Origin of the sequence: Arachnia propionica (assembly GCF_900637725.1) — a bacterium.
Classification (GTDB): Bacteria; Actinomycetota; Actinomycetes; order Propionibacteriales; family Propionibacteriaceae; genus Arachnia; species Arachnia propionica.
The window spans coordinates 2,987,792-3,012,242 of sequence record NZ_LR134406.1 but is presented as its reverse complement, the minus strand read 5'-3'; the positions used below and the strand labels follow the sequence as shown (position 1 = coordinate 3,012,242).

General features: G+C 61.8%; 20 protein-coding genes. 14 read left to right on the top strand and 6 right to left on the bottom strand.

What is annotated here, in order from left to right:
* Positions 1–65: 65 nt before the first annotated feature.
* Genes EL272_RS13435 through EL272_RS13425 form a run of 3 tightly spaced genes read right to left on the bottom strand, consistent with a single transcriptional unit; the run spans position 66 to position 2,838 of the window.
* The gene (locus EL272_RS13435) at positions 66–698 is read right to left on the bottom strand and encodes an MptD family putative ECF transporter S component (RefSeq protein ID WP_041696777.1); all 633 of its coding nucleotides are present in this window, start codon (positions 696–698) and stop codon (positions 66–68) included.
* The gene (locus EL272_RS13430) at positions 698–2,137 is read right to left on the bottom strand and encodes an ABC transporter ATP-binding protein (protein WP_159424546.1); all 1,440 of its coding nucleotides are present in this window, start codon (positions 2,135–2,137) and stop codon (positions 698–700) included. Before EL272_RS13430 ends, EL272_RS13435 begins: the two co-directional genes overlap by 1 nt.
* A complete protein-coding gene (locus EL272_RS13425) occupies positions 2,134–2,838 on the bottom strand; it encodes an energy-coupling factor transporter transmembrane component T family protein (RefSeq protein ID WP_014847760.1) in 705 nt (234 codons plus the stop codon). The genes EL272_RS13430 and EL272_RS13425 overlap by 4 nt, the downstream gene beginning before the upstream one ends.
* A gap of 151 nt (positions 2,839–2,989) precedes the next feature.
* Between EL272_RS13425 and EL272_RS13420 the strand changes: the two genes are divergently transcribed.
* The 10 genes from EL272_RS13420 (at position 2,990) to EL272_RS13375 (ending at position 17,537) form a co-directional block, all read left to right on the top strand.
* Positions 2,990–4,291, top strand: a complete 1,302-nt coding sequence (locus EL272_RS13420; protein WP_061787643.1) for an MFS transporter — start codon at positions 2,990–2,992, stop codon at positions 4,289–4,291.
* Positions 4,292–4,357: 66 nt separating this feature from the next.
* Positions 4,358–6,292 carry an AMP-binding protein gene (locus tag EL272_RS13415; protein WP_126409487.1) on the top strand — a complete coding sequence of 645 codons (1,935 nt, stop codon included), beginning with the start codon at positions 4,358–4,360 and terminating at the stop codon, positions 6,290–6,292.
* Positions 6,289–7,917 (top strand): AMP-binding protein, encoded by a 1,629-nt coding sequence (locus EL272_RS13410; protein ID WP_061787644.1) that lies wholly within the window; start codon positions 6,289–6,291, stop codon positions 7,915–7,917. The genes EL272_RS13415 and EL272_RS13410 overlap by 4 nt, the downstream gene beginning before the upstream one ends.
* A 120-nt stretch (positions 7,918–8,037) precedes the next feature.
* On the top strand, positions 8,038–8,706 hold the full coding sequence (locus EL272_RS13405; protein WP_014847756.1) for an MptD family putative ECF transporter S component: 669 nt from the start codon (positions 8,038–8,040) through the stop codon (positions 8,704–8,706).
* A complete protein-coding gene (locus EL272_RS13400; RefSeq protein WP_014847755.1) occupies positions 8,703–9,371 on the top strand; it encodes an energy-coupling factor transporter transmembrane component T family protein in 669 nt (222 codons plus the stop codon). The genes EL272_RS13405 and EL272_RS13400 overlap by 4 nt, the downstream gene beginning before the upstream one ends.
* The gene (locus EL272_RS13395) at positions 9,368–10,798 is read left to right on the top strand and encodes an ABC transporter ATP-binding protein (protein ID WP_061787645.1); all 1,431 of its coding nucleotides are present in this window, start codon (positions 9,368–9,370) and stop codon (positions 10,796–10,798) included. Before EL272_RS13400 ends, EL272_RS13395 begins: the two co-directional genes overlap by 4 nt.
* Positions 10,795–11,892: an NAD-dependent epimerase/dehydratase family protein gene (locus EL272_RS13390; protein ID WP_126409485.1), complete on the top strand. Its 1,098-nt coding sequence runs from the start codon at positions 10,795–10,797 to the stop codon at positions 11,890–11,892. The genes EL272_RS13395 and EL272_RS13390 overlap by 4 nt, the downstream gene beginning before the upstream one ends.
* Positions 11,889–15,239, top strand: a complete 3,351-nt coding sequence (locus EL272_RS13385; protein WP_061787647.1) for a non-ribosomal peptide synthetase — start codon at positions 11,889–11,891, stop codon at positions 15,237–15,239. The genes EL272_RS13390 and EL272_RS13385 overlap by 4 nt, the downstream gene beginning before the upstream one ends.
* Positions 15,229–15,996 carry a thioesterase II family protein gene (locus EL272_RS13380; protein WP_041696774.1) on the top strand — a complete coding sequence of 256 codons (768 nt, stop codon included), beginning with the start codon at positions 15,229–15,231 and terminating at the stop codon, positions 15,994–15,996. The genes EL272_RS13385 and EL272_RS13380 overlap by 11 nt, the downstream gene beginning before the upstream one ends.
* Positions 15,993–17,537, top strand: coding sequence for a condensation domain-containing protein (locus tag EL272_RS13375; RefSeq protein WP_082793839.1), 1,545 nt, complete (start codon positions 15,993–15,995; stop codon positions 17,535–17,537). The genes EL272_RS13380 and EL272_RS13375 overlap by 4 nt, the downstream gene beginning before the upstream one ends.
* A gap of 31 nt (positions 17,538–17,568) precedes the next feature.
* Here the strand turns inward: EL272_RS13375 and EL272_RS13370 are convergent, their stop codons facing one another.
* Positions 17,569–17,769 carry a hypothetical protein gene (locus tag EL272_RS13370; protein WP_061787649.1) on the bottom strand — a complete coding sequence of 67 codons (201 nt, stop codon included), beginning with the start codon at positions 17,767–17,769 and terminating at the stop codon, positions 17,569–17,571.
* Between the two features lie 77 nt (positions 17,770–17,846).
* Between EL272_RS13370 and EL272_RS13365 the strand changes: the two genes are divergently transcribed.
* From EL272_RS13365 to EL272_RS13350, 4 genes are all read left to right on the top strand, one after another.
* On the top strand, positions 17,847–18,752 hold the full coding sequence (locus EL272_RS13365; protein WP_014847748.1) for an alpha/beta hydrolase: 906 nt from the start codon (positions 17,847–17,849) through the stop codon (positions 18,750–18,752).
* A 663-nt stretch (positions 18,753–19,415) separates the two neighbouring features.
* Positions 19,416–20,405, top strand: coding sequence for an ABC transporter ATP-binding protein (locus EL272_RS13360; protein ID WP_061787650.1), 990 nt, complete (start codon positions 19,416–19,418; stop codon positions 20,403–20,405).
* A gap of 1 nt (position 20,406) precedes the next feature.
* On the top strand, positions 20,407–21,204 hold the full coding sequence (locus EL272_RS13355) for an ABC transporter permease (protein ID WP_174525741.1): 798 nt from the start codon (positions 20,407–20,409) through the stop codon (positions 21,202–21,204).
* A complete protein-coding gene (locus tag EL272_RS13350) occupies positions 21,201–21,983 on the top strand; it encodes an ABC transporter permease (protein WP_061787651.1) in 783 nt (260 codons plus the stop codon). Before EL272_RS13355 ends, EL272_RS13350 begins: the two co-directional genes overlap by 4 nt.
* Positions 21,984–22,120: 137 nt before the next feature.
* On the opposite strand, the gene EL272_RS13345 is transcribed toward EL272_RS13350, so the two are convergent.
* Complete coding sequence (locus EL272_RS13345; RefSeq protein ID WP_061787652.1) at positions 22,121–23,716, bottom strand: class I adenylate-forming enzyme family protein; 1,596 nt, start codon at positions 23,714–23,716, stop codon at positions 22,121–22,123.
* A gap of 36 nt (positions 23,717–23,752) precedes the next feature.
* Positions 23,753–24,451 carry a thioesterase II family protein gene (locus tag EL272_RS13340; protein WP_211097992.1) on the bottom strand — a complete coding sequence of 233 codons (699 nt, stop codon included), beginning with the start codon at positions 24,449–24,451 and terminating at the stop codon, positions 23,753–23,755.

Here is a 24,451-nt window from a genome sequence, read left to right as displayed (position 1 = left end):
TGGGATTGGGAGTTCAGGTTTCCGGGGAAGAGGGAACCCGTCCAGTTTTGGCCGGGCGTGACCCGTCAGACTATTCCGGCGCGGGAGAACTGCCTGCGGGTCAGCGCGCGGCCCCAGAAACACCCGGCGACGCAGGCCACGATGGCGAGCAGGCAGTACATGGCCATGGTTGCGGGATTGAGCATGTCCATCCCCACCTTCGCCACGTCCAGGGTGGGGTTGTTCGCGTAGAGTTCCAGGTAGGCATCCTTCATCCAGACGAAGGGGATGTACTCGCCGAGAGCGAAGAAGGTCACGAAGGCCGTGTAGGCCGCGGTCATGGACGCGAAGGACTTGTGGCCCATCAGCCAGTAGATCACCTCGGCGACCACGCCGCCCGCGATCGTCATGTAGCACATGACGCCGCCGGGGGCCATGGAGATCATCATCAGCCCGATGATGAGGCCCGTGATCAGGAAGATGCCGGTGCGCTGCACCTTGCCGAGCAGGACCATGAAGATCAGGCCGCCGAAGATTCCGAAGATCACCGGGAGCAGCACCATGATCAGCGGGATGGCTCCCATGGTCATGCCGCAGATGAAGAACAGCACGATGTACAAGGCGATGAAGATGCCGATGGTGACGGCGTCGCGGACCGGGGAGTTCCTGCGGTTCGGCGTGGGGGCAGCGGGCTGTGTGGATTCTGTTGACTCGCTCATCATTCCTCTTTTCTCGCGAGCTTTTCCAGGACGACCTGGTGGTCGTCGATGTGGACGGTGTGGTCGAAGGTGGACTCGATGAACTCGGCGTCATGGGTGATGACCAGCACCAGGGTGCCGTCCCCGGCCACGTCCCGCAGCAGACCGGAGATCCGCTGCATGTTCCCGGCGTCCAAGCCCGAGGTGGGTTCGTCGAGACAGATCACCCGCGCCTGTTTCATGCAGGCCAGGGCGATTCCGAGGCGCTGCTTCTGCCCGCCCGACAGGGTCAGCGGGTGACGTTCACGCAACTCCTCCAAACCGGTGCGGGCCAGCAGCTCGACGGCCCGGGCCTCGGTCGCAGGTCCCGGAGGGGAACCGATCAACATCTCGTCCCAGACCGATTCACCCACCAGCTGGTATTCGACGTCCTGCATCACCAGGGCGCAGTCGCGGATGCGTTGGCGTCTGGTCCAGGTCCTTTCGCCCCAGCCGATCCTTCCCCGGGATTTCAGCAGCCCCAGCAGGACCTTCATCAAGGTGGTCTTGCCGACGCCGTTGGCTCCGGTGATGCCGATCACCCCGGAGGCGGGCAGCGTCAGTTCGTCGATGCGCCACAGCGGCGCACACCGGGGATGGGCGAACTGGATGTCCCGGATCCTCGGCCCGGCCTGGTCGAAAGGATCCGGCGGCGCCGACCGGAACTCGGTTCGGTGCAGCCGGCGAAGCCCGTGGTCGGCGAACCAGGCATCGGGCAGCTGCCCCAGCCGGTCGCTGGTGATGTCGGCGGTGACCCGGCCGGTCTCCAGCACGATGCAACGGTCGATGACCCCGTCCAGGTAGGAGAGGCGGTGGTCGGCGATGACCGTCGTCACCCCCCTTCCCTTGAGGTCGAGAATCACCCCGCGCAGCATGTCGAGGCCGTCGAGGTCGAGGTTCGCCGAGGGCTCGTCGAACAGCAGCACCCGGGGGTTCAGCGCCATCGCCGATCCGATAGCCAGCTTCTGTTTCTCACCGCCCGAGAGCCCTGCGATGCGGCGGCCCAGCAGATCGGTGATTCCGACCTCCGAGGCGATCTCACCGACCCGGCGGACGATCTCCTCGGAGGGCATGGCGAAGTTCTCGCAACAGAAGGCCAACTCGCTCGCCACGTCAAATGTGAAGAACTCGGAACGGGGATCCTGGAAGACGGTGCCGACCCTGGAGGCGAGGTCGCGGGATGGCAGCTGGGCCACCGGGACGCCGTCGAGGATGATGCTCCCGGTGACGTGGGCGTCGAAGAAGTGGGGCACCAAGCCGTTCAGGCAGCGCAGCAGGGTCGTCTTGCCGCAACCCGAGTCCCCCGTGACGAGGACGCTCTGACCAGCGGGAATGACCAGGTCGATGCCGCTGAGCGCCGCGGGAAGCAGGGTTTCGTCGTCACCGAAGTAGGAGACGGTGGCCTCAGTGAACTCGATCACCATCTCACCCACACCCTCACGGCTGCGACCAGCGCGGGGGTGAGTGCCATCAGGACCCAGTCGACGGCCTCCAGACGCGGGACGGTCATGGCGGAACGACGGTGCCCGGGATCGAGGCCCTTGCACTCCGCGACCGCCGACAGCTCGTCAGCGATCCGTCCCGAACGCATCAGAACCGGGACGACACCGTGTTCCAGTTCTTTCAGCGGGTGACGCAGCCAACGACGCCACCGGGCCTCCGAACCCCGCAGCCTGGACGCGGAACGGATGGTCCTGAGCTCACCCAGCAATGTGGGGACGTAGCGATAGATGACCATGACTACCACCAGAAAGGTGCCCGGCAGCCGCAGTCTTCCCAGGGCCGCCATCGCCTCACCCATCGGCACCCGGGTGAAGACCACCAAACCCATGGCGAGCGCCGGGAAACCGTAGACCGAGAGGGTCAGCAGGATCCCGAGCCACGGCACCAACGGCAGGTGCGCCCCAAGCAGGCACAGGTGGTGCAGGACCCGCAGCGCGACGTAGCTCCCGGCCAGTTGCAGTGACAGCCGGGACGACCCGAGCAGGAACCCCAGGGCGACGGGGTACGCGGTCAGCAGGGCGGTACCGGCCGGGACCTGGACCAGGCCGGTACCGAAGGCCATCGCGACCAGCATGACCAACCCCGCCCTGAAGTCGGGTTTGGTGGGGAAGGGCGGCATGGCACGGTTATTCCCTGTAGAAACAGGGCAGGGGTTTGTAACCCCACCCGACGAGAGGGAATCGACCATCGACACAATTGCTTAGGCTAACCTAAAGCGCATGCCGTTGGAAGCTGTCTCCAGCGGTGCATCAGCACGAGATGAGGCAAGCGTGCCCAAGGCGCAGAAGGTTGATTGGCGGGTCGTGTGGGCTGCGGCCGCGGCCATGCTCGTTGAGGGTTATGACCTGGGTGTCTACGGGAACCTGCTGCCCTTTCTGCTCAAGGACGGGACGCTCGGGATGGACACCGCACTGGCCGGGGTGGCGGGTTCCGCTGTGTTCATCGGAATGCTGCTTGGTGGTCTGGCGGCCGGGTGGTTGAACTCAAGGTACGGGCAACGCAAGGTGCTGGTGTGCGGCATCTCGGTGTTCTCGGCCGCCATGCTGTGTACCGCTTCGGTACATGACTCGGTGCTCTTCACGGGGACGAGGCTGCTGGCGGGAGCTGGCCTGGGTGTGGTGATGCCGGTCTGCATGGCCATGGCGCGGTCCGCCTGCTCGTCGTCGATGTCTTCGCTGTGCATCTCCGTGGTGATGGGAGGCATCCCGGCCGGTGGTATTGCTGCGAGTCTGCTGTCTTGGCTGACCGCATCCCACGTCGGGTGGAGGCCTTTGTTCGTCGTGGGGGCCTTGATCGGGCCGGTGCTGATCCCGTTGCTCTTTTCCGTGCTCAGAAGGATTGTTGATCCGGAACGCGAGGCCACGGACCGTGAGGTGGCGCAGGACGTTTCCCCGGGGTCCCGCCGTGGCGTGCCATTGCGGGAGCTGCTGGCCCCGGCAATCGCTGGCATGGCCGCCACTTTCTGCTTCCTGCTGTCCTTCTACGGATTGATGACGTGGCTCACGAAGCTGATGACCGAGATCCGCGTCCCGCTCGATGGTGCGCTTCAGCTGACTCTTGTGTTGAACACGGGTGCGGTTCTCGGTTCGCTGCTGACGGGTCTGCTGGCGACCCGGTTCGGAACTTTGACGTTGACGGTGGTCTCCGGTGTGATCGGGGCGGTCTGCCTGGTGCTGCTGCCCTCGGGGGTGATCACTGGGGCCGCAATGATGCTCGTCGTGGCGGTGCTGGGTATGGTCTCCCCCTCGGCCCAGAACTTGGTCAACTCCCTCGTCAGCGAAGCCGTGGCCGCCCATTGGCGGACGGGCGTGCTGGGGTTCACTCTGGGGGTCGGCCGGCTCGGCGCGGTTCTCGCCCCGGTGATCGGCTCCTACCTGCTGGTCAATGTCCCGGCCGGAGAGGGAATCACCAGCCCGGCCGGTGCTGTCTTCGTGGCCTTCGCAGTCGCCAGCCTGGGTGGCGTGGTCGCCGCGTGCTGGCTCGGGGGGCTGGTCCGCCGCCGCGCCCGGCCGGTGGCCTGGGCATTGGCGAACCGTGGGACGGGAAAACAGAGCGAGGCCGCAAAAAGCTAAGGTAAGGGTCACCTAAAGTCTGGGATTGGGCGAGTGGTGCCCGAGCACGTCGAATGGGAGCCTTGGGTGGACAAAACGAATCCTGTGGATCTTCTGCACGAGCTGCTGGCGGAACTGCTGGGAGCTGAACGCGATGAGATCGCCGACATCGGCCCCGAGGAGTCGCTTTCCGACTACGGCATGGACTCGCTGCGACTGATCGCCCTGGTGCAGCGATTGGGCAGGGCCGGATTCAGGGTCGACTACGCAACCATGGCCCGCGACCAGCGATTGGGCAGCTGGGAAACCCTCGTCTCCCGAGGACCCGAAGCGCACGCGGTGGACACGATCAGAGCCGGTGAGGTCGAAGCGGATGCGGGTTTCACCACCGGATACCGGGAACGCGACTGGGAACCCCTGACAACACCCCGCCCGGGTTTCGTGCCCATGCCCGAGGACCGGGCGGCCCGCTACCGTTCCGACGGCCTGTGGCGTGGACGCACCTTCGACGGCATGCTTGCGCTTTCCGTCGACGCCCACCCGGCAAAGATCGCCATCACCGATGGCCACACGTCGATCAGCTATGCCCAGCTGTGGCGCCAGATCGACGCAGCCGCCAAGAACTTCGCCGCCCGTGGGGTGCGTCCAGGTGAACACGTCATCTGCTACCTGCCCAACATCATCGAGTTCTACCCCATCTACCTGGGGCTGGTCAGGCTCGGCGCGATTCCGTTGCTGGCCCTGCCCGGGCATCGAGAAGTGGAGCTGGCGGCCTTCGCCCGCTCCATCGAACCCCGCGCAATCGTCACGGTCGAACGCTGGCTCGGGACCGATCACGGCGATATCGCCCGCGACGTGGCGGCCGGCCTGTCCGGGGACATGGAGGTCGCGGTCTGGACCGACCCGGAGGTCCTGGTGACCGACGACCCGACCGTCGAGGTGGATCGTTCCTCGTGGGGAACGCACCCTGAGGACGCGGCCTTCCTGCTCGTCTCCGGCGGATCGACCGGTGTCCCGAAACTGATTGCGCGGTTCATGGACGGCTACGGTCTGACCCTGGAGCTGTCCAATCGGATCTGCGCCATCGACGAGGAAACCGTCTACCTGGCGGCTCTCCCCGTCGCCCACAACTACGCGAACTCATCTCCCGGGGCGCTCGGAGTGCTGGTGGCCGGTGGCACCGTCGTGCTCGCGGCCTCGCCGTCACCGGACATCTGCCTGCCCCTGATCGATCGTCATCGGGTCGACGTGGTGGCCCTGGTGCCACCGATCGCCATGCTGTGGGTCGATCACCTTGGCGGCGCCGAAGCGCCTGGGTCGCTGCGCACCGTGCTGATCGGTGGCGCCAAGCTGACGGTCTCGGCGGCCGAACGAGTGGAGAACGCCTTCCCGGGCTGCCTGCAGCAGGTGTTCGGGATGGCCGAGGGGTTGGTCTGCTACACCGACCTCGACGACACCCGGGAGATCCGGCTCACCACCCAGGGCCACCCGATGAGCGAAGCCGACGAGCTGTTGGTGCTCGACCCGGAAGGCGAGCCCGTCGCGCGCGGGGAGATCGGTGAACTGCGCACCCGCGGCCCCTACACCATCTCCGGGTACTACAGGAATCCGCAGGCCACTGCCAAAGCGGTCGATGCCAACGGCTACTACCGCACAGGTGACCTGGTGCGGGTCACCGATGAAGGGGACGTGATCGTCGAGGGCCGTGCCGTCCAGACGATAAACCGCGCCGGGGAGAAGATCCTCGGCGAGGAGGTGGAAGACGTCCTGCTGCGACTGGACGGCATCATCAATGCCGCCGTCACCGGCCAACCCGACGACCTGATGGGACAACGGATCGTCGCCTTCCTGACCATCCGCGACGGTTCGGAACTCAACATTGAAGCAATCCGTCGCCACCTGCGTGACTCCGGGCTGGCCTCGTTCAAACACCCGGACAGAATCGAGATCGTCACTGAGCTCCCGGTGACCGCTGTCGGCAAGAACGACCGCGGCAAGCTGTTGCGGGGAGATGAACGATGACGCGCGACCCGATGCCCCCACCCGCCGCAAAAGCCGACGAGTACCGCACCGACGGGACCTGGGGCGAACAAACCATCACCGGGCTGGTTGCTGACCATGCCCTGCTGCATCCAGGGCGTCCCGCCGCGACCGACCAGCACAGGAGCCTCGACTACGGTGGGCTGTGGCGCAGGGCCCGGGAGGCCGCCGCCGGGTTCACCATCGACGGTGTCGCGGCAGGGGAGCGGGTGCTGCTGCATCTGCCGAACTCGGTTGCCTGGCTGGAATGTCTCCTCGGGCTGATTGAAGCCGGGGCGGTGCCGGTGATGTCCACCGAGTCGCTGAGAGCCTCCGAACTGATCGAACAGGCCCGGGCGGTGGGTGCCAGCCATCTGCTGACCCCCGCCGAGGTGACCTTCTCCGCCATGCGGGAAGCTGCGGTGGAAACCGTGAGGAACCTTGACGGGGCCCTGCAATTGCACGAGATCCCCATCGCCACAGGACCACGATCCGCGCCCGGCGTCGATGCGCAAGCCACCTCGTCGTGCAGGGCCGAGGACCCGGCACTGATCCAGATCGGTGGGCCACGCTGCCCCGACGTGTTGCCGGTTGTGCGGCGTCACGAGGACTATCTGTGCTCGGTGGAGCTGTCCAACGCCGCCTGCGCACTCACCGCTGATGCGGTCATGTTGATCGGCATTCCCGCCTCCCACAACTACACCATGGCCTCTCCCGGGATCATGGGCGCGTTGCTGGCCGGCGCCCATGTCGTTTTCGCTCCCGATCCGACGCCGAGCACCTGCTGGCCCCTGCTGGCAGCCCACGGTTGCACACACACCCCGCTGGTTCCCTCCCTGCTGGTTCCGTGGCTCGAAGCGGCAGGAGATGACCCGGCGGCCGTGGCGGGCCTGAGGGTTATCTGGGTTGGTGGGGCGCCGCTCGACCTCACGCTGGCGGCCCGGGTCGAGGCCGGTCTCGGGGTGCGGGTTCAGGAGGTCTACGGCATGGCCGAGGGCCTGGTGGCCTACTCCCCGCTGGACATGGACCGAACCAGTGTCGCCGAGCACCGGCTGGTGCCCATGAGCGAGCGGGACGAGATCCGGATCGTTGACCCGTCCAGCGGTGTCGATGCCGTCCCGGATGGTGAGGGACGTTCCCGTGGGGAGCTGCTGTGCCGTGGACCCTATACGGTCGCGGGATTTCTCGGTGCTCCGGAGGGGGCCTGTGGAATTTTCGATGCCGATGGCTGGTATCACAGCGGCGACATCGTGGAGCATCAGATGCCGGATGCCGGGTTCGGCAAACCGCGCTTGGCGGTGCTCGGAAGCTGCAAACCCCAGATCAATCGCGGCGCCGAGAAGATCTTCCCGGGGCGGGTGGAGAGTGTTTTGTTGAGGCATCCCCAGGTTGTGGAGGCCAAGTTGATCGGCGTTGACGACGAGGTTCTCGGGCATGCGACCCGGGCGGTGGTCACCGTCGTCCCGGACGAGACCGGCAGATACCCGAAGACGCTCAAACTGCGTCGGTTCCTGCATGAGGCGAAACTTGCGGCCTACTACCTGCCCGACAGTTTCGAGATTCACAAGCGTCCCGCCGACGGAGAGGGGGCATTGGGGGCAACTCGGCGCATTGACAAGGAAGTATAGGCTACCCTAACCTATTGGACGGAAGTCGAGTGCACAATCCAAGGTGGCCGCCTGGAGGTCAGAAATGGTTCCGCGCCAGCTACCGCCGGTGGTTCCGGGAGCCGGAACACAGGTGGAGTCATGAGCACGAGTGATTTCCCGAATTACTTCCTCAAAGAGCGGGGTTTGACAATGGAGTGCAAGAATCCTACGACCCAAAAGGGCATGATGACGAAAGACGTGATCATGACCGCTGCCCTTGGAGTTTTGTGCGTCGCTGTCAGAATGGTTTTCATGATCGCTGGCGGCATCGCCCCCTTGATTTGGCTCGGATCCCATTTCATCGACGCGATTCTGCTCGGTCCCGTCTTCATGCTGCTCGTCGCCAAGGTGCCGAAGGGTGGCGCGGTTTTCCTGGTGTGCCTACTCACCGGCCTGGCCTTTCTCAACTCCGGATGGCCCGTGGTGGTCACGTGCATAGTTGGCGGGCTGATGTGCGAGGTCATCCTGGGTCTCGGCAACCGGACCTCCCCGTCCCTGCTCACCCTGGTGATCACTTATGTTGTGTTCTGCTTGAGCTTCATCGGAGACTTCTTCCCGCTCTGGTTCCTGGGCGATCAGTTCTTGGGGCAGATGCTCTCCAGTGGGATGAGCGGGGAGTACGTGGAGACCATCAGGTCCTTCATCAATGGCCCCGCGATCGCTGTCATCGTGATTTCAATAATTGTCGGAGCGCTCGTAGGAGCTTTCTTTGGTCACCGCCTCATGAGGAAACATTTCTCTGCGGCCCAGGTGGCGCCGGAAGAGTGAAGACTGCACGAACGGGACTTGACCCGCGCACAAAAATCGTGGTGCTGGTCACGGTCATCATCGTGGTGTTCTCATTCCCCGGGAACCTCGTCATGGGAATCACGGTCGCGGGATGCATCTTGCTCTTCCTGATCGACGGCTTGGTGCTCCAGCTGGTTGGATTCGCGGCGGTGTATCTGTTTCTTACAGCGATCCAGTTTCTTCTGCTGCCTAGAGTCGGTGCGACGGCGGCCATGATGCTGGCCGGTTTCGTCTACTTCAAGGTGCTGATGCCAATTGCCCTACCCGCTGATTACCTTATGCGAACCACATCTGTGCAGGAGGTGTTGGCGGCGGCCAAAAAAATGCGGGTGCCCGAAAAAATTCGCATCGGATTTGCGATCATCATGCGCTACCTCCCGGTGGTCGGCCAGAACTTTCGTCAAGTCAGGGACGCAATGAAGTTGCGCGATCTGCGCGGCCTTGGGACACGCGTCGAAGCGGTCTACGTTCCCATGCTGATTAACACGGTACAAGCAGCAGAAGATCTGTCGACTGCAGCCTGCGCCCGCGGCATCGAAAACCCCGGTGACAAGACATCCTTCGTGGAGGTTGGCCTGCGAATCCGCGATTTCCTGGTAATCACCAGCTGCCTGGCGCTCATCACGGCGGGTGTCCTGAAATGATCGAGTTCAAACGGGTGACGTGCCGCTACGAGGGATTCACCCGCACTGCCCTGACCGACATCGACCTACAAATCTCGTCCGGGGAGTTCGTGCTGTTCTGTGGTCCCAGCGGATCCGGCAAAACCACGGCCATCCGGCTGATGAACGGCATAATCCCACATCTGCAACCCGCCGAGGTTGAAGGAGAGATACTACTGGACGGCCAATCGGTTTCTGAGCAGCCGATGTGGCGTCTCGCCCAACGAGTGGGCAGCGTCTTCCAGAATCCCAAGGCCGGCTTCTTCAACTCTGATGTCGTCAGCGAGATTGTCTTCGGCATGGAGAACAGTGGGATCCCACTCGATGCGATGACTCGCAGGCTCGCTGCTGTCACACAGGACTGTGGAGTTGAGAACCTGTTGGGTCGCAGCATCTTCGAGCTGTCCGGCGGTGAGGCCCAGCGAATCTCCATCGCGGCTGCCCTGGCGTTGGAGCCCGGGGTGCTGGTATTCGACGAGCCGTCGTCCAACCTGGATGAAATGGGGATAGGCGCTCTGCGTGCCCTGCTTATCCGTGCCAAATCCCTGGGCCAAACCATTATCATCGCGGAACACAGACTCTGGTATCTGGCCGACCTGGTAGACCGGGCATACTGCTTCGCCGACGGCAGGGTCGTCGAGAAATTTGACGGCCCCGGCCTGGCCTCCTTGACCGATGACAGAAGGCAGGAACTCGGGCTGCGCAAACTGACTCGCCCCACTCCTCCCAACAGCGATTCTCGACCCGGGGGAAACGAACAGGCGTTGCTCAGCGTCGACGACCTGTCCTTCCGGTACGGTCGGCGCCAAGTTTTCGATAACGTCGCTTTCCATGTGGCGGTGCAGGAAACAGGCGCCATCGTCGGCCCGAATGGATCCGGGAAGACCAGTATGGTGCGCTGCCTCACAGGTTTGGCCCGCCCCTCCACCGGGACAATCAGCTGGCAAGGCGAATCGGTTTCAGGTCGCTGGCTGCGCAAGCACGCCTGCCTGGTCATGCAGAACGTCAATCACCAGCTGTTCGCCGAAACGGTCCGCGCCGAGGTGTCACTGGGTTCTCCGGCCACGACGGATACCATCCACGCGGTGCTGGCGAATCTTGATCTCGAGCACTTGGTAAATCGACATCCACGGACCCTTTCGGGCGGACAACGCCAGCGATTGGCCATCGCTTGTGCCTGTCTGTCCCGGCGCCCCATCGCCGTCCTCGATGAGCCCACGAGCGGACTGGACCACCACCACATGACCCAGGTCGCCAAGCTGCTGGCAGAGCAAGCAAATCAAGAACGATGCGTGGTGGTGGTGACCCACGATCCGGAGTTCATCGATGCTTTGGGAGCCCAGCAACTGATCTGGAAACCACAGTCTGATGAAAGACCGGTGGACCAGAAGACAAAGGAGCTGCGATGAGGTACCAATCAACAGCATTTCCTGAAACACGGTTCGGGATCATCGGGGCGACCGGTGCAATCGGAGGTCGCACCGCAGAAATCCTCAGGTCGCGTGGTCATGAAGCGCTACTTGCCGGGCGCAATCCCGATACGGTCATGGCGGAATCCGGTTGCTTTCGATGGGTCAACGTGCACGATCATGAAGCCATGGACGACTTCGTCGCAGAAACAGACGTGGTGATCAATTGTTCAGGGCCTTCCTGTGAAACCTCGCTTTGCGTACTGAAAACCGCGACCAAGTTCAATCGCCCGCTCGTAGATGTGGGCGAAAACCTGCTGACCATGAACCTCAAACCCCCGATTCCGGTGATTGCTGGGGCAGGGTGCATACCTGGACTTTCCGGCGTGGCGGCAATGGCGGCCGCTGCTGCAGCAACGGCCGGTGGGCACCTGATCTCGGTATATTCGGTGCGCGATATTTTCACTCCCAGTGGTGCCAAAGATTTTCTGCGTGGCATCGACAGAAAGCCCGCGGCAGAAATTATTGCCCTCATGCGAAATCCGAAAAGCTTGATAAATCGCCTGAACAGCTCAGGGGCGTCGGGGTTTCGAGCACTGAATTTTCCCTGTCGGATCGCTCCATATCAGAACGAGGAAACCAAACGCCTCAGCGGCTTCCGGGGGTTTGATGATGCAGAGTGGTACAGTGCATTGGCTGGTGGAGTTGATGCCTCGATCCAGTTGATGAAGATAATCAACCAGTACCACGTCGAGCCTGATGGCGCCACAGACGATTTGATCGCGTTCAGCCGTGAGTCCGTTTCACGATACGGTCGCGGTGTTGATCTCCTGATTGACTTCATCGCAAGAGATGGTCGTCATGCGACAGTGAGCCTTCGCGGAACAGGGCAGAGCGGTTTGTCCGCAACCATGGCGGCGGCGATGGCTGAAATAATCGCAACCACACGAGTGGCGCCCGGCATCTGGACACCTGCTCAGGTAACCGACCCCCGCCAGCTGCTGGCACGAATAAAGGAACTCGCCCCCGCGACGCAGCTGGTCTGCGGCATGGACGAAGATATTCACCAATTCTCTTGCGAGGAGGCCACATGACCGTCGACAAATCCCCTCGACGACTAATTTTGGATCTGGCGGAGCGCGGGATATCTCTGCGTGCTTCCGGGGACAAGCTGGCTTTCACAGCTCCTCGGGGAGTCCTCACGGAGGACCAGCGCGACGCGTTGAGGCAGGCCAAACCGGAAATCTTGGCCGAGCTGACAGCCCGAGAGAATGCAAGCATCGTTCCGGACCCGGCAAATCGCCATCTTCCTTTTCCCCTGACGGATATTCAGACCGCTTACCTGGTTGGGAGAAATGAGGCATACGACTGGGGTGGTGTCGCCTGCCAGATATACATGGAGTTGAGCTATGGGGATCTCGACCCGAAAAGGGTGGAAGAGACGTGGCGTAGGCTGATCGATCGACATGAGATGCTGCGCTGCGTCATTGACGCAGCCGGGTCACAGCGAATCCTGAATGATGTCGGCAAGCTGTCGATCCCATGCGGGGAGGGCCTCCGGCATCTGGAAGAACAGCGCGCCGCTCTCAGCAATCGCTTGGGAGATCCCGGGGTCTGGCCGTTGTTTGCCGTTGCGATCACCCAGTTGCCTGATAGAGCCGTGATGCATTTCTCGATGGAGTTCATTATTGCGGACTGGACCAGCATCTGGATGCTGCTCAGAGAATTCGAGGCGGAGTACTTCAGTCCAGAAATCCCGCTGCCCGAAATCAGGCTGAGCTTCCGTGATTACATCGACGCCCACCAACGTATCCGTTCAACTGTAGATCGCGACCTCGACCAGCTGTACTGGAAGGGGAAACTTGATCACTTGCCGCCAGCTCCACACTTGCCGATTCTTGCCTCTGCCCAGAGAAAGGGGCGTGGATGTTTTCGGCGATATAATTCATGTCTGCCGATGAATGAATGGAATGCTCTCCGGCGTCGTTCGCGCAAGTGGAACCTCACCCCTACTGCTGTAATATTAACTGCTTATGCAAAGGTTCTGGAGCGTTGGAATGATCGTCCGGATCTGACCCTCAACCTGACTGCTCTCAATCGTCCGGGTCTGCATCCCGAAATCGGCAACATCATGGGGGATTTCACCCAGAACGTACTGGTCGAAACCGATTTCACCAGGTCACGCAGCTTCCGTGAAGAAGCCCAAACCACCTTGAAAACCCTCTTCGACAACCTCGATCACCAGTCCTTCACCGGTGTCGAGGTGTTGCGAGACCTGGCGAATCGATTTGGCCGTGATGCGGCATTCATGCCCTATGTCTTCACGAGTGCAATTGGATTGCAGAACAACGACCAGTCCCTCAGGCTGCGCGGCCGGATAGGCGAAGGAATCAGCCAGACCCCGCAGGTTTTCATCGACTGTCAGGTCATGGACACCAATGATGAGCTGCTCATCAACTGGGATGTTCGTGAAGGAGTCTTCCATCCCGGAATCATCGAGGACTGTTTCACGGCTTTCGTGGAGTTTCTTCACGAGCTTGCCACTCGGGACGAGAGCTGGGAAAGAAAAGGGCGTCTTCCGCTCCCGGCGTGGCAGCTCCGGGTGCGTGAACAGGTGAACGACACCACCTGCCCGCTGCCCCATCATCTTCTGCACGAAACGGTCATCACCCAGGCGCGCAACTTCCCGGACAGGATGGCCATTGCCGATGGACGTGATATCACGACCTATGGAGAGCTGATGAAGCAGGCGGCCGGAATAGCCGCGAGCCTCCGCGAACTAGGTATCCTGCCAGGACAACGCGTAGGGGTTGGGATGACCAAGAGCGCGCTGCAGATGGCCGCTTGCCTGGCCGTCCTGTCGGTTGGGGGCTGCTATGTCCCGATGGACGCGGATGGCCCGGACAAACGAAATCGTGGAATAGTTGCCGTCACCCAGATGGCATGTGTGCTGACCACCAGCACCGACGAAGCACCATGGATGGCAGAAACTACCGTGGTGCATGTCGAAGGACTGCGTGGAAACCCGGAGGAACTAAGTGTCGAGGGAGACGAGAAGAACATTGCCTACATAATCTTCACCTCGGGCTCCACGGGGGAGCCGAAAGGCGTGGCGATCAGCCACCGTGCGGCTGTCAACACCATCGAAGACATCAACCAACGTTTCAGCGTCACAAGTGAAGATCGGATTTTGGGACTTTCGCGGCTGAACTTCGATCTGTCCGTCTATGATCTCTTCGGTGTCCTGTCGGCTGGTGGAGCAGTAATCCATCCAGAGCCAAGAAATCTGACCAATCCGATTCACTGGGCCGAGCTGATCCAAGAGTGGGATGTCACCCTGTGGAACAGTGTCCCGGCATTGATGCAACTGCTGGTGGATTCTCTGGAAGAAGGCAACAACAAATCTCTCAATTCACTCCGGGCCGTACTGCTGTCGGGAGACTGGATTCCCCTCGCTTTGCCTGAACGCATCCAGCAGGTGATGCCCGAAGCGAACATAGTGAGTCTGGGGGGAGCAACCGAGGCGTCTATCTGGTCCATTCATTATCCTTGGGAAGGGAACGAACCCCACTGGGTGAGCATCCCCTATGGAAAGCCTTTGCTGAACCAAGGGTTCCATGTGCTGGATGATCGCCTATACGATTGCCCCGTTGGCGTTCCGGGGCAACTGGCCATCACCGGGGTGGGGCTGGCTGATGGGTACATAGGAGATCCGGCTCTCACGGCCAAGCAGTTCCCTGTTCTTCCACAAAACGAAGAACGAGCATATCTAACAGGAGACATGGGGCGCTACTTGCCCGACGGGAACATCGAATTCCTCGGCAGACGTGATTCGCAGGTAAAGATCAGGGGCTACCGGATCGAACTCGGTGAGATCGAAGCCGCATTCACCGCTGATCCAGAGGTGGTGGCCGCGGCGGCTTTTGTGGTTGAGCGTGCTGGCGAGAAGCAGATACAAGCAGTCCTCCAGACCTCGGTTCCCCCCGGCGACATTCTTGCCTTTGAGAGTTCTTGGATCGCGAGGCTCAGGGACACGCTACCCAGCTACATGATTCCTCGTCGGGTCGGATGGTGCCCAAGATTTCCGCTCACCAGCAACGGGAAGGTTGACCGAACCGCTCTGCCCGAAATGATCAGTCACTCTTCTGAGAATCTTTCAGGAGACCCCGAGAAGCCGGTCACATCCACGCAGATGCTCGTCTCAGATACCTGCTGTGAGCTCTTGGAAATTGACAAGTTGGGTCTCGACGAGAGTCTCTATGACGTGGGTGCCGATTCGATGACCATGAACCGGATCGCAATCAGGCTGAGTGATTCGCCCGGTTGTACGACTACTTTTGAAGACATACTCGTTGCACTGTTGAATGAGTCGACGGTGGCGGCCGTGTCCAGGGTGATCGAAACCAAGAACGATGATTCGGAGGTCAGCCATGCCGAGTGAGTGGGTGAACCATGCACGCATCACTGACGGGGCGCAGGTGAATCTTCTGTGTTTCACCTACGCCGGGGGAAGCCCAAGCCTGTTTGCTCCTTGGAAGAAGTACATCCCAGACAGCATCAATGTGTATCCGATCCTGTATCCGATGCGAGAGAAGCGCCGCCAGGAAATGTTACCCGAGGACACCTCGGTCTTGGCGGCTCGCATTTTGAGCGAGGCCCCAGAAATCTTCGATCGTCCAGTAGCTTTCTTCGGGCACTGCACCGGCTCGATGATTGCCTATCAGACGGCACTGGGTATGCGCGGTCGTTTCAATGATCCCTTGCTCTTCATCGCATCCAGTGCTGAGTCTCCGCGCCGTACGCGAATAGCTGAAGCCATCGTCAACGGTGAGGGAGTCGCCCTGTCCGACGACGAGATCCTGAGTCGACTGGTCGAGTGGGGAGTTATTGGCGCCGACTTTGCCGCCAATTCTAAATTCGTCGAGTACTACCTGCCAATCTACAAGGCTGATTTGACGATGCTCGCCCGATCGAAATCGGAGGAACCCGTCCCGCTTGCGTGCCCGGTCTCGGTCCTGCGAGGAGCGGATGATGCGACTGTGACCATTGAAGGACTGGCCGACTGGCGTGAGTACACCAGCGTCTCCATTACTCAGCACGAGTTCCCCGGTGGTCATTTCTACTACACTGATGATATCCAACCCTTGACAAGCTATATCACGCGATCGATAATTGATGTGGTGGGAAAGAAAGGATGATGATGCTTCGGGAGATGGCGGAGAAATATGGTTATCTGGAGTCTCCTCGTGGAGGATTCTCCTTCCCTCTCACTCCTCAGCAGAACTACTATATCGACAGAAGTTTGGCGGGAAACGGGATTCCTCAGATTACTTCTGGTACCCACATCAGAGGGCCGCTCGATGTAAATCGGTTGGAACGCGCAATCGCTCGATTGATCAATCAATCGGACTGTCTTCGTGTTCGGTTCAAGCGCGCTGATGGCGAGATCGTTCAACAGGTGGTGAGTTGCGTTGACTTCCAGCTGGAAGTCAGGGCTGCTTCCGGAAGCACCGGCGAGGAGCGCCTGATCGATGCGCAGCGACAGGCGATCATCGGCTTCAAACGTGAGATCGATCCCTTCAGCGAGGACCAGTTCGCTTTTTGTCTCTATCAGATCGATCGCAACGAGTTCTTGTTCACGTTCAGCATGGGACATGCTCTTTTGGATGGCATCTCCATGTTCCTTCTCCTGGATCGACTCTTCCGGTATTACAATGCCGATGACAGTGGCCCCTATGTCGAAGAGCCGAGCTTCGTGAGATATGCACAATGGCTGGCCGACTTTCGAAATTCCCCTGCGGGAGAACAGCAGATGGATTTTTGGGATCGCCGCCATGCGGAGATCCGCGACCTTCCTTTTGCGGCTCCGGGTCCAATCGCTGACGAACAGAGCGTCGGGCCGTGCGAAATCACCTTCCAGCGGGAAGTGTTGGAGGCCTTCGCCCGGAAGGCGCGAACCTCGACGGCGAACCTGCTCGTAACGGCACTTCATCTTGCCTTGGACAAGGTATTTGGGGTGACTGATTCCGCCTTCACTCTGGCGAGCGCGAACCGCAGCCATTCCGAGTTCTCCCAAGTGGCCGGACTTCTCGTTCGAGGAGTTCCCCATCAACTCAAAGTTTCCGAGGGGCAGACTTGCGGTGAGCTGCTTTCCTTGTGCATGCGTCACACTTCCGAGCTCGTGGCCAATCAGGATCTGTGCTCAATGAATTTGACCAAGTCTGCGTTCACCTCGCACAACTTCACTCAGCAGATGACCCTGATCCCCGGCCTCGAAATGACTCCTTGGATCCCGGAATTTCATCAGGAATACGGCCTGCTGCTCTTTGAACACTGGAACCTCCTTGACGAGGTGCGTGTCACTTTCCGCGGTGACCTGAAAATATTCAACACCGGACAGGTCAGGCAAATTGCTGAGGAGACGAGGGTGGCAATTCAATTCCTGATGGAACATCTCGAAGAGCCGGTGTCGGGATATCTGGCGGCGAAATCCGAGGAGATGCGGCTGAACATTCCGGAGAGGGTGCTTTCCGTCTGGCTTCAGGAATTGCAGCTGGAGCGGATCGAGAGCGACGATTCCTTCTTCGACCTCGGAGGTAATTCGTTGATTGCCAGTAGGGTGGCGGATCAGCTCTCCCGCGATCTGGGAATTGAGGTGGCCATTGCGGACCTCTTTGAGTTTGACACCCTGGAGGTGTTCACCAAGATGATCATTGACAAGGTGCCGACCGATTCCTGATGGCTATCTTCTCCCATACCCCTCGGCGGTGTCATGAAACCGTAGCGACGGTGCCGACGGGGACCCGGGTCAACCCCGTTTTCGTCTCCGGCAGCCCGTCGTCGTCTACCTCGATGATTTCCTCGGGGCGCGGGTCCGCTACGACACGACAAAGGCCCAGGCGCACCTGCGGCGCCTCGGGGTGGCCTTCCCCAACGTCCGCGACGGCCTGGTGGCGCGTTACCTGAACCACGGCATCGATGCCGGCTTCCTGCTCGCGCCTACGCTACCGGCCAGAAGCGCTGACAACTTCGAGAGGGCGTAGCTGGCATGAGCATCGCAACACTGCTGAAAGAGCACTCGATCGAGCTTCCCGGCTACTCGGAGGTCTCGATCGAATCGGGCAGGGCCCCCATCACGCTGTCCATCTGGGAGGCCGAGCAGGACGCGGCGCCGACGGTCGTGTTCGTCCCGGGCACCATGACCCACCCCCTGTTCTACAGCCCCTTCCTGGATGCGGTCAGCCGGCACGGCTACCACGTGGTCGGCATCCACCCGCTGTCTCACGGGCGCAGCCCCCGGGTCATCCGACGGTTCACCCTCGACGACATGATCGGGAACGTCCGGGACGCGGTGGGTTATGCCTGTGCCCGTTTCCCCGGTGCGGTCGGCCTGATGGGGTCGAGCCAGGGTGGTGTCCTCACCCTGCTGGCCGCCGGCGGTGAGCACCGAATCCGGGCCGCTTTTCCGCACAACGTCTTGTTCACGCCCCTGCGTGAATCCCTGTCGGTCACACGCTTCCCCAATGCGCTCGGTGTGGCTTACCCGGTGATCCGGCGGATCATCGCTGCGGCCGGCCGGGTGCTGCCCGGGTTGCAGGTACCGATGAGTTTCTACCTCGACGTCGACAAGATCTTCTCCGAGCAGGAGTGGCGCGACGAGTTCTACCGGGATCCTCTGGGGCTCACCTCCTACCCGGTGAGTTTCCTGTCAAGCCTGTTCGCGACCGACATGCCGGCTCTCGTCGATGGCAGCATCACCTGCCCGGTGGTGGCGTTCGTGTCGATGGGTGATCCCCTGTTCACCCGGGGCTACAGCCGCTTGGTCTACGAGCGGCTGGTGGCGCCCGGGAAGCAGCTGGTCGAGTTGCCCGCCGATCACCACCTGATCCTCAACGAGCGGATTGAGAACGTCACCCCGACGGTGCTGGCCGCCCTGGACGACCACCTCAGGTAGCCCGGATGCTTCCCGCATTCGGGTGCAGGGGCTCCCGACCGGTTTCCGCTGGGTGGCGTGATTGCTGTGTGCTGGCTCGGGGTCTGGTTCGCCGGCGTGCTCGGTTGATTGCCGGGGCGACGGCGATCCGTGGACGAAAGTCGGGACTAGGCCGTGAAAAGCTAAGGTAAGGGTTGCCTAAACCTTGAGGTTGGGTGAGTGGTGTCCGAACGCGTTGAAATGGGAGTCTTGGGTGGTTGAAACGAATCCTACGGATCTTCTGCACGAGTTGTTGGCGGAGCTGCTGGGAGTTGAGCGTGTCGAGATCACGGACATCGGTCCTGAGGAGTTGCTCTCCGACCACGGCATGGGTTCGTTGCGACTGATCGCCGCGGCGCAGCGGTTGGGCAGTTGGGAAACCCTCTTTCCCCGAGGATCCGGGGTGTGTACGTTGGACACGATCGGCACCGGTGAGGTCGAAGCGGGCGTGGGCTTCACCACCGGCTATCGGGAATGTGACTGGGAGCCCTTGGTCACACGCCGCCCGGGCTTCAGGACGAAACCGGCGCATACCCGAAGACGTTCAAACTGCGTCGTTTCCTGCACCCGGCGAAGCTCGCGGCCTACTACCTGCCCGACAGCTTCGAGGTCCACCAAACAACCCAGTGACGGAAAAGAGAGCTGATGGACAGAACACCACAACCGGTACTCCGTGTGGACGACGTCCACAAGGACTTCGGTCGCGGAAGCAAACGCAAAAAAGTACTGAAGGGTCTCAGCTTCGAGGTTCCCGAGAACCGGGTCGTTTCGCTGCTGGGCGCCAACGGTGCGGGCAAGACCACCTTGGTGAACATCGCATCCACCCTGATGCTGCCGACCTCGGGAACCATCGAGGTGTGCGGCACCAATGTCGTCACTCATCCGGAACAGGCGCGTCGCTCGATCTCGCTGACCGGTCAGTTCGCCGCCGTCGATGGGGAACTGACGGGTCGCGAGAACCTGGTCTTCTTCGCTCGCCTGTACGGGCTGCGGTCCAAGGCAGCCAGGGCACGGGCCGACGAGTTGCTGGAACAGTTCCGGCTTTCCGCCGCCGCCACCCAACGGGCCGCCAAGTATTCGGGAGGCATGCGGCGCCGCCTCGACATCGCCGCCTCGCTGATCGTGGAACCCCGGTTGCTGTTCCTCGACGAGCCGACCACGGGACTGGATCCGCTGTCGCGGCGGGAACTCTGGGAGACCGTCGAGAACCTGCGAGACCGCGGGGTCTCCGTTCTGCTGACCACGCAATACCTCGACGAAGCCGAACGACTTTCCGACGACATCGTGCTGATCCGTGACGGCAACAAGGTGATGCAGGGAGCACCCGCGGCGCTGCGGCAGCAGTTCGGAGCCCCGGTGTGCCAGATCGGTTTCGAGGCCGTCGCCGACGCCGATCGGGCTGTTGCCGACGTGCTGTCCGCGCGGCTCGGGAGGAGAACCGACGGTTTCACCCGCGAAGGACTGACGGTCTCCTTCACCGCGCACCGCGGAGTCGACGATCTCGCCGACTCCCTGGAGGCCCTTCGCGGGGCCGGCATCCCCACCAGCACGGCGGCGCTGAATCCGCCGTCGCTGGACGATGTCTTCCTCAGCATGGCCTTCAAATCCTCCCCGGAAGAGCCTGATGAGGTCTGAAATGTCAGGTGCCGAGAAAACCGCGCTGGCGGTGCCGTCGTCCCCCGGCTTCTGGCGGGGATTCACCGGCGCGACGTGGCGAAACACCCTGCGGTTGAGCCGAAATTCGGCATCAATCGTCTCGGCTTTCGTGATTCCTGGTCTGTTCATGCTGGCCTTCTGGGCGGTCTTCGGGCATGCCGCCAGCAGTTCCGGTTTCGACTATGCACTGTTCCTGATGGCGGCCTGCATGTTCCAAGCGGTTCTGTTCACGGCAGGTGGTTCCGCACTCGCGCTGGCAGTTGACGTCGAATCCGGGCTGCTGGCGCGGATGCGGGCCATGCCCATCAACGCTGCTGTTGCCATCGGAGGGCGTTTGGCCACAGACCTGCTGCGTTCCCTGGCATCGGTGATCACCGTCGCGGTTCTCGGCCTGGTCTGTGGAGCGGAACCTGATTCCTGGGTAGGAGCGGCGGCGGCTCTCGGAGTTGCCTTGGCCATGGGTGAGGTGCTGGCGCTGCTGTTCTGCGGCATCGCACTGCGGTCGGCGCAGCCGGTGCAGGTGGCCAACCTGATCCAGACGATCGAGATGCCGTTGCTGATGCTCTCGACGGCCTTCATACCGGTGGAGACCCTTCCTGACTGGCTGGAGCCGATCGTCAAACACATGCCCTTCTCGCCGCTGATCGACACCACGCGAGCGTTCCTGACCGGTTCCGATCCGGGGGATTCCGGGTGGGAGGCGCTGGCCTGGATCGGGGGAGGCCTGGTTCTGGGTGCGTTCTGGGTGTCCAAGGCTTTCAGGAGGAGGCAGGCATGAGCGTCCAAGCACAGGCACGTGGGGTCAACTGGTTCGCCGCCGTATGCATTCACGCCGACCGGTTGCTCAAGCACCGGCTGCGTTCCCCAGCCGCCGTCGCGTCGGCAGTGGGGATGCCGGTCGTCATGATCGTGATGACCCTGGTCATCTTCGACGGCATGGTCGAGCAGTTCACCGGGAGCGGCATGAATGTCGGTGCGTTGGCGGTGATGGTGGCTTTTTCATCGTCCTTCACGGCCGCCCTGATGGGTGCCGGTGATACCGTCCACGAACGCCATCAGGGTTTGCCGGATCGTTTGGCGACGATGCCGGGGCATGTCTCGTCGGGTTACATCGGGCGGGTGGTATCGGAGGTCGTGCGGGCCGAGGTGTCAGTGGTCACGGCCATGGTGGTCGGGCTGATCGCCGGAGCTGATTTCGGCAGTGCCGTGAATTTCTGGTCGATCCTGGGGATCATGACGGTCGTTGCGATCACTGCAGGCGCGGTTGGGGTCATGCTCGGTTATGTAGCAGAGACCCCTCAGGGGGCGGTGTCCTTCGCGCCGCTCGTGATGGCCGCCATGTTTTTCAACACCGCGATGATGCCCCGTGACATGTATACGGAGGTGTTGCGTCCCGTGGTGGACGGTTCCCCCATCACCGCCATCACCCAACTGGTGTCCGACATCCGTGGGGACGGCATCGAGGCCGAGCATCTGGTGCTGTTCCTGGTCTGGTTCGGTGGCCTGCTCCTGCTGTCGATCGTCGTGCTGTCCGCCAAGGCCAGGTCGCGACGCTGATCACCGTGTGCGTTCACTGGCAAGAAACCGCCGGTTGACCGCCGAGACGGTCAACCGGCTCACGGTTTGGCTGAACCCGGAGGTTCTGCCGCTGGGAAATGATGCGATGGGGAACGCCGGTCTTTTTCCGCCGGCCCTCACAGGACTCCGTCGGCACCTTTCAGACGTTCCACCCTGCCCTCGGCCAGACGTTCCTCCGCCCAACGGCGCAGGGAGACCTTGTCGGTCTTCTTCAGGGCCGAGACCTGCGGCAACGTGTCCACGAACTCGATGTAGGAAGGCCGGGACCACTTGGAAACATTGGCCTGGATGAAGTCCGAGACGGCCTCCTTGTCGACCGTGGCGTCCTCATTCAGTTTCAGCCACGCGAAGACCACCTCGCCGGCGTAGGAGTCCTCCACCGGGTGGACGACGGCGTCGAGCACACCCTCGTAGCGTTGCAGCGCCTCCTCGATGGGGCGGGTCGGTACGTTGTAGCCGCGATAGAGCACCATGTCACGTTTGCGACCGGTGATCCAGATCCGGTCCCCGATCCGGCGTGCCATGTCGGTGGTGGCCATCCAGCCGTCCGGTTGCACGGTTGAGACCCAGGAACGTTCTGGGGTCCAGCGGGCCGAGTTGATGTAGTCGCCCTTGACGAAGATCTCGCCCGAGACCCCCTCGGGGACCACGTTGCCGTCGTCGTCGCGGATCTCGATGTCCTCGGGGAAGAAGAGACGACCGGCGCTGCTCAGGATCTCGGGATCACCCGAGCAGTGGTCCGCCTGGTCCAGGGCCGACAGCATCCCCGCCTCGGTCTGGCCGTAGGCCTGCAACAGCTTGTCACCACCGATGGCCTCGATGGCCTCGTTGAGATCGGTGGGACTGATCGTCTGGCCCGCGTAGACGATCGATTTCAGCGCGGACAGGTCGGTCATCTCGAAGGACGGGTCGCGGACTATGGCGGTCATCTGGCTGGAAGGCAGGAACAGTGCGGTGATCCTGTAGCGTTCCATTTCCGACAGGATGCCCGCAGGGGTCGCGCGTCCACGATAGATACAGGGCACCAGACCCGAGGTCGCGAACATCTGTGCCATGCCACAACCCTCCAGTGACGACAGCGGCATGGTGCACAGGAATCGACCCTCCAGGCCGACGCCTCCGATACGGTTGATGTAGTTGTAGGTCATCAACTCGGTCGAGCGGTGGGTCAGTAGCATTCCCTTCGGGGTGCCGGTGGAACCCGATGTGTAACGCAAGGTGTTCCAGTCCCCGGCCTTGTTGCGATCGGCGTGGACCAGAAGTTCTTCGGGGTCGATCTCTGCGGTCAGGTCGGTGAAGGACTCTTCCTCGACGATCGGGCAGGAGTACTCATCGGTCATCACTTCCTCGGCCATGTGCCGGGTTGCGCGATCAACGAAGAGCAGTTTTGCCCCCGACTCGTTCAGCATGTGACGCCGTGATGGGGCCGATGCGAAGGGAGCCAGCGCCGATGAGACGCGGCCGCTGAAGAACATCCCCACCAGGACGGGAATCTTGGCCAAGGTGTCGGAACCGGTGAAGGCCACCACGTCACCGCGCTGGGTTCCGTTGGCCTCCATCACGTCGATGGCTGCTTTGGCAATCGCCGCGCACTGACGGCCGGTAAGGAAATCGGTGTTGTCGATGATGGCCGGGGAATCGGCCTTCTCGGTCCATGACTTGACGATGTCGCGCATGTAGTTGAGCGTTTCGAAATCCTTGTACTTGAACATGTATGGATCCTTGTTGTTTGTTGGGTGGCGAGGTGCTTACTTGCCGGATGGCGAGGTGGTCGGCAGATTTTCCATTACCGCACGCAGCACCGTCGCCTGCTGGGCGGAAAGATAGAAATGGTGCCCAGGGTGGGTTATCAGATGCGTTCCTCTGGTGGTGAAACGATCCCACGCCGAGACATCCGCTAGCGTGAAATCGGGGTCCTCGGTCGCCAGATGGAGTGTGATCGGCAAGGGGAGCGGGATGGGTTCACAGCGATGGGTTTCGGCCAGGCGCATCTCGCTTCTCACCTGGTCGAGCAGAACGGCGGCGAGGTCTTCGTCCTCCAAAGGATTTTCCTCACCCGGGGACATTTCCCCAATTGAGGAGACGAGAGCCCGGTCGTCGAGAATGTGACGGGGCGCCGCGACCGGCTGGTCCGGGGCTCTGGTCGCCGAGACGTGCAGCGCCTGCGGGGGATTGTCCTCGGCAACCAGGAACTGGGTGACCCGGTGGGCCAGCAATCCTCCCATTGAATGACCGAAAAGAACGGTCCGCTCCGCCTGATCTCCGATCACGGTGACGAGGGCCTCGGCCAGTTCATCCAAGGACGATGCCCGGGCGGCGGTGAAGAGCTCCTCATGTCCCGGGTATTGAACGGCACACAATTCCACTCCCAGGTTGTCGGCAACGGGACCCCAGTTGCGAAAATAAGAGGCAGAACCGCCGGCATGGGGCAGGATGACGACGCGCAC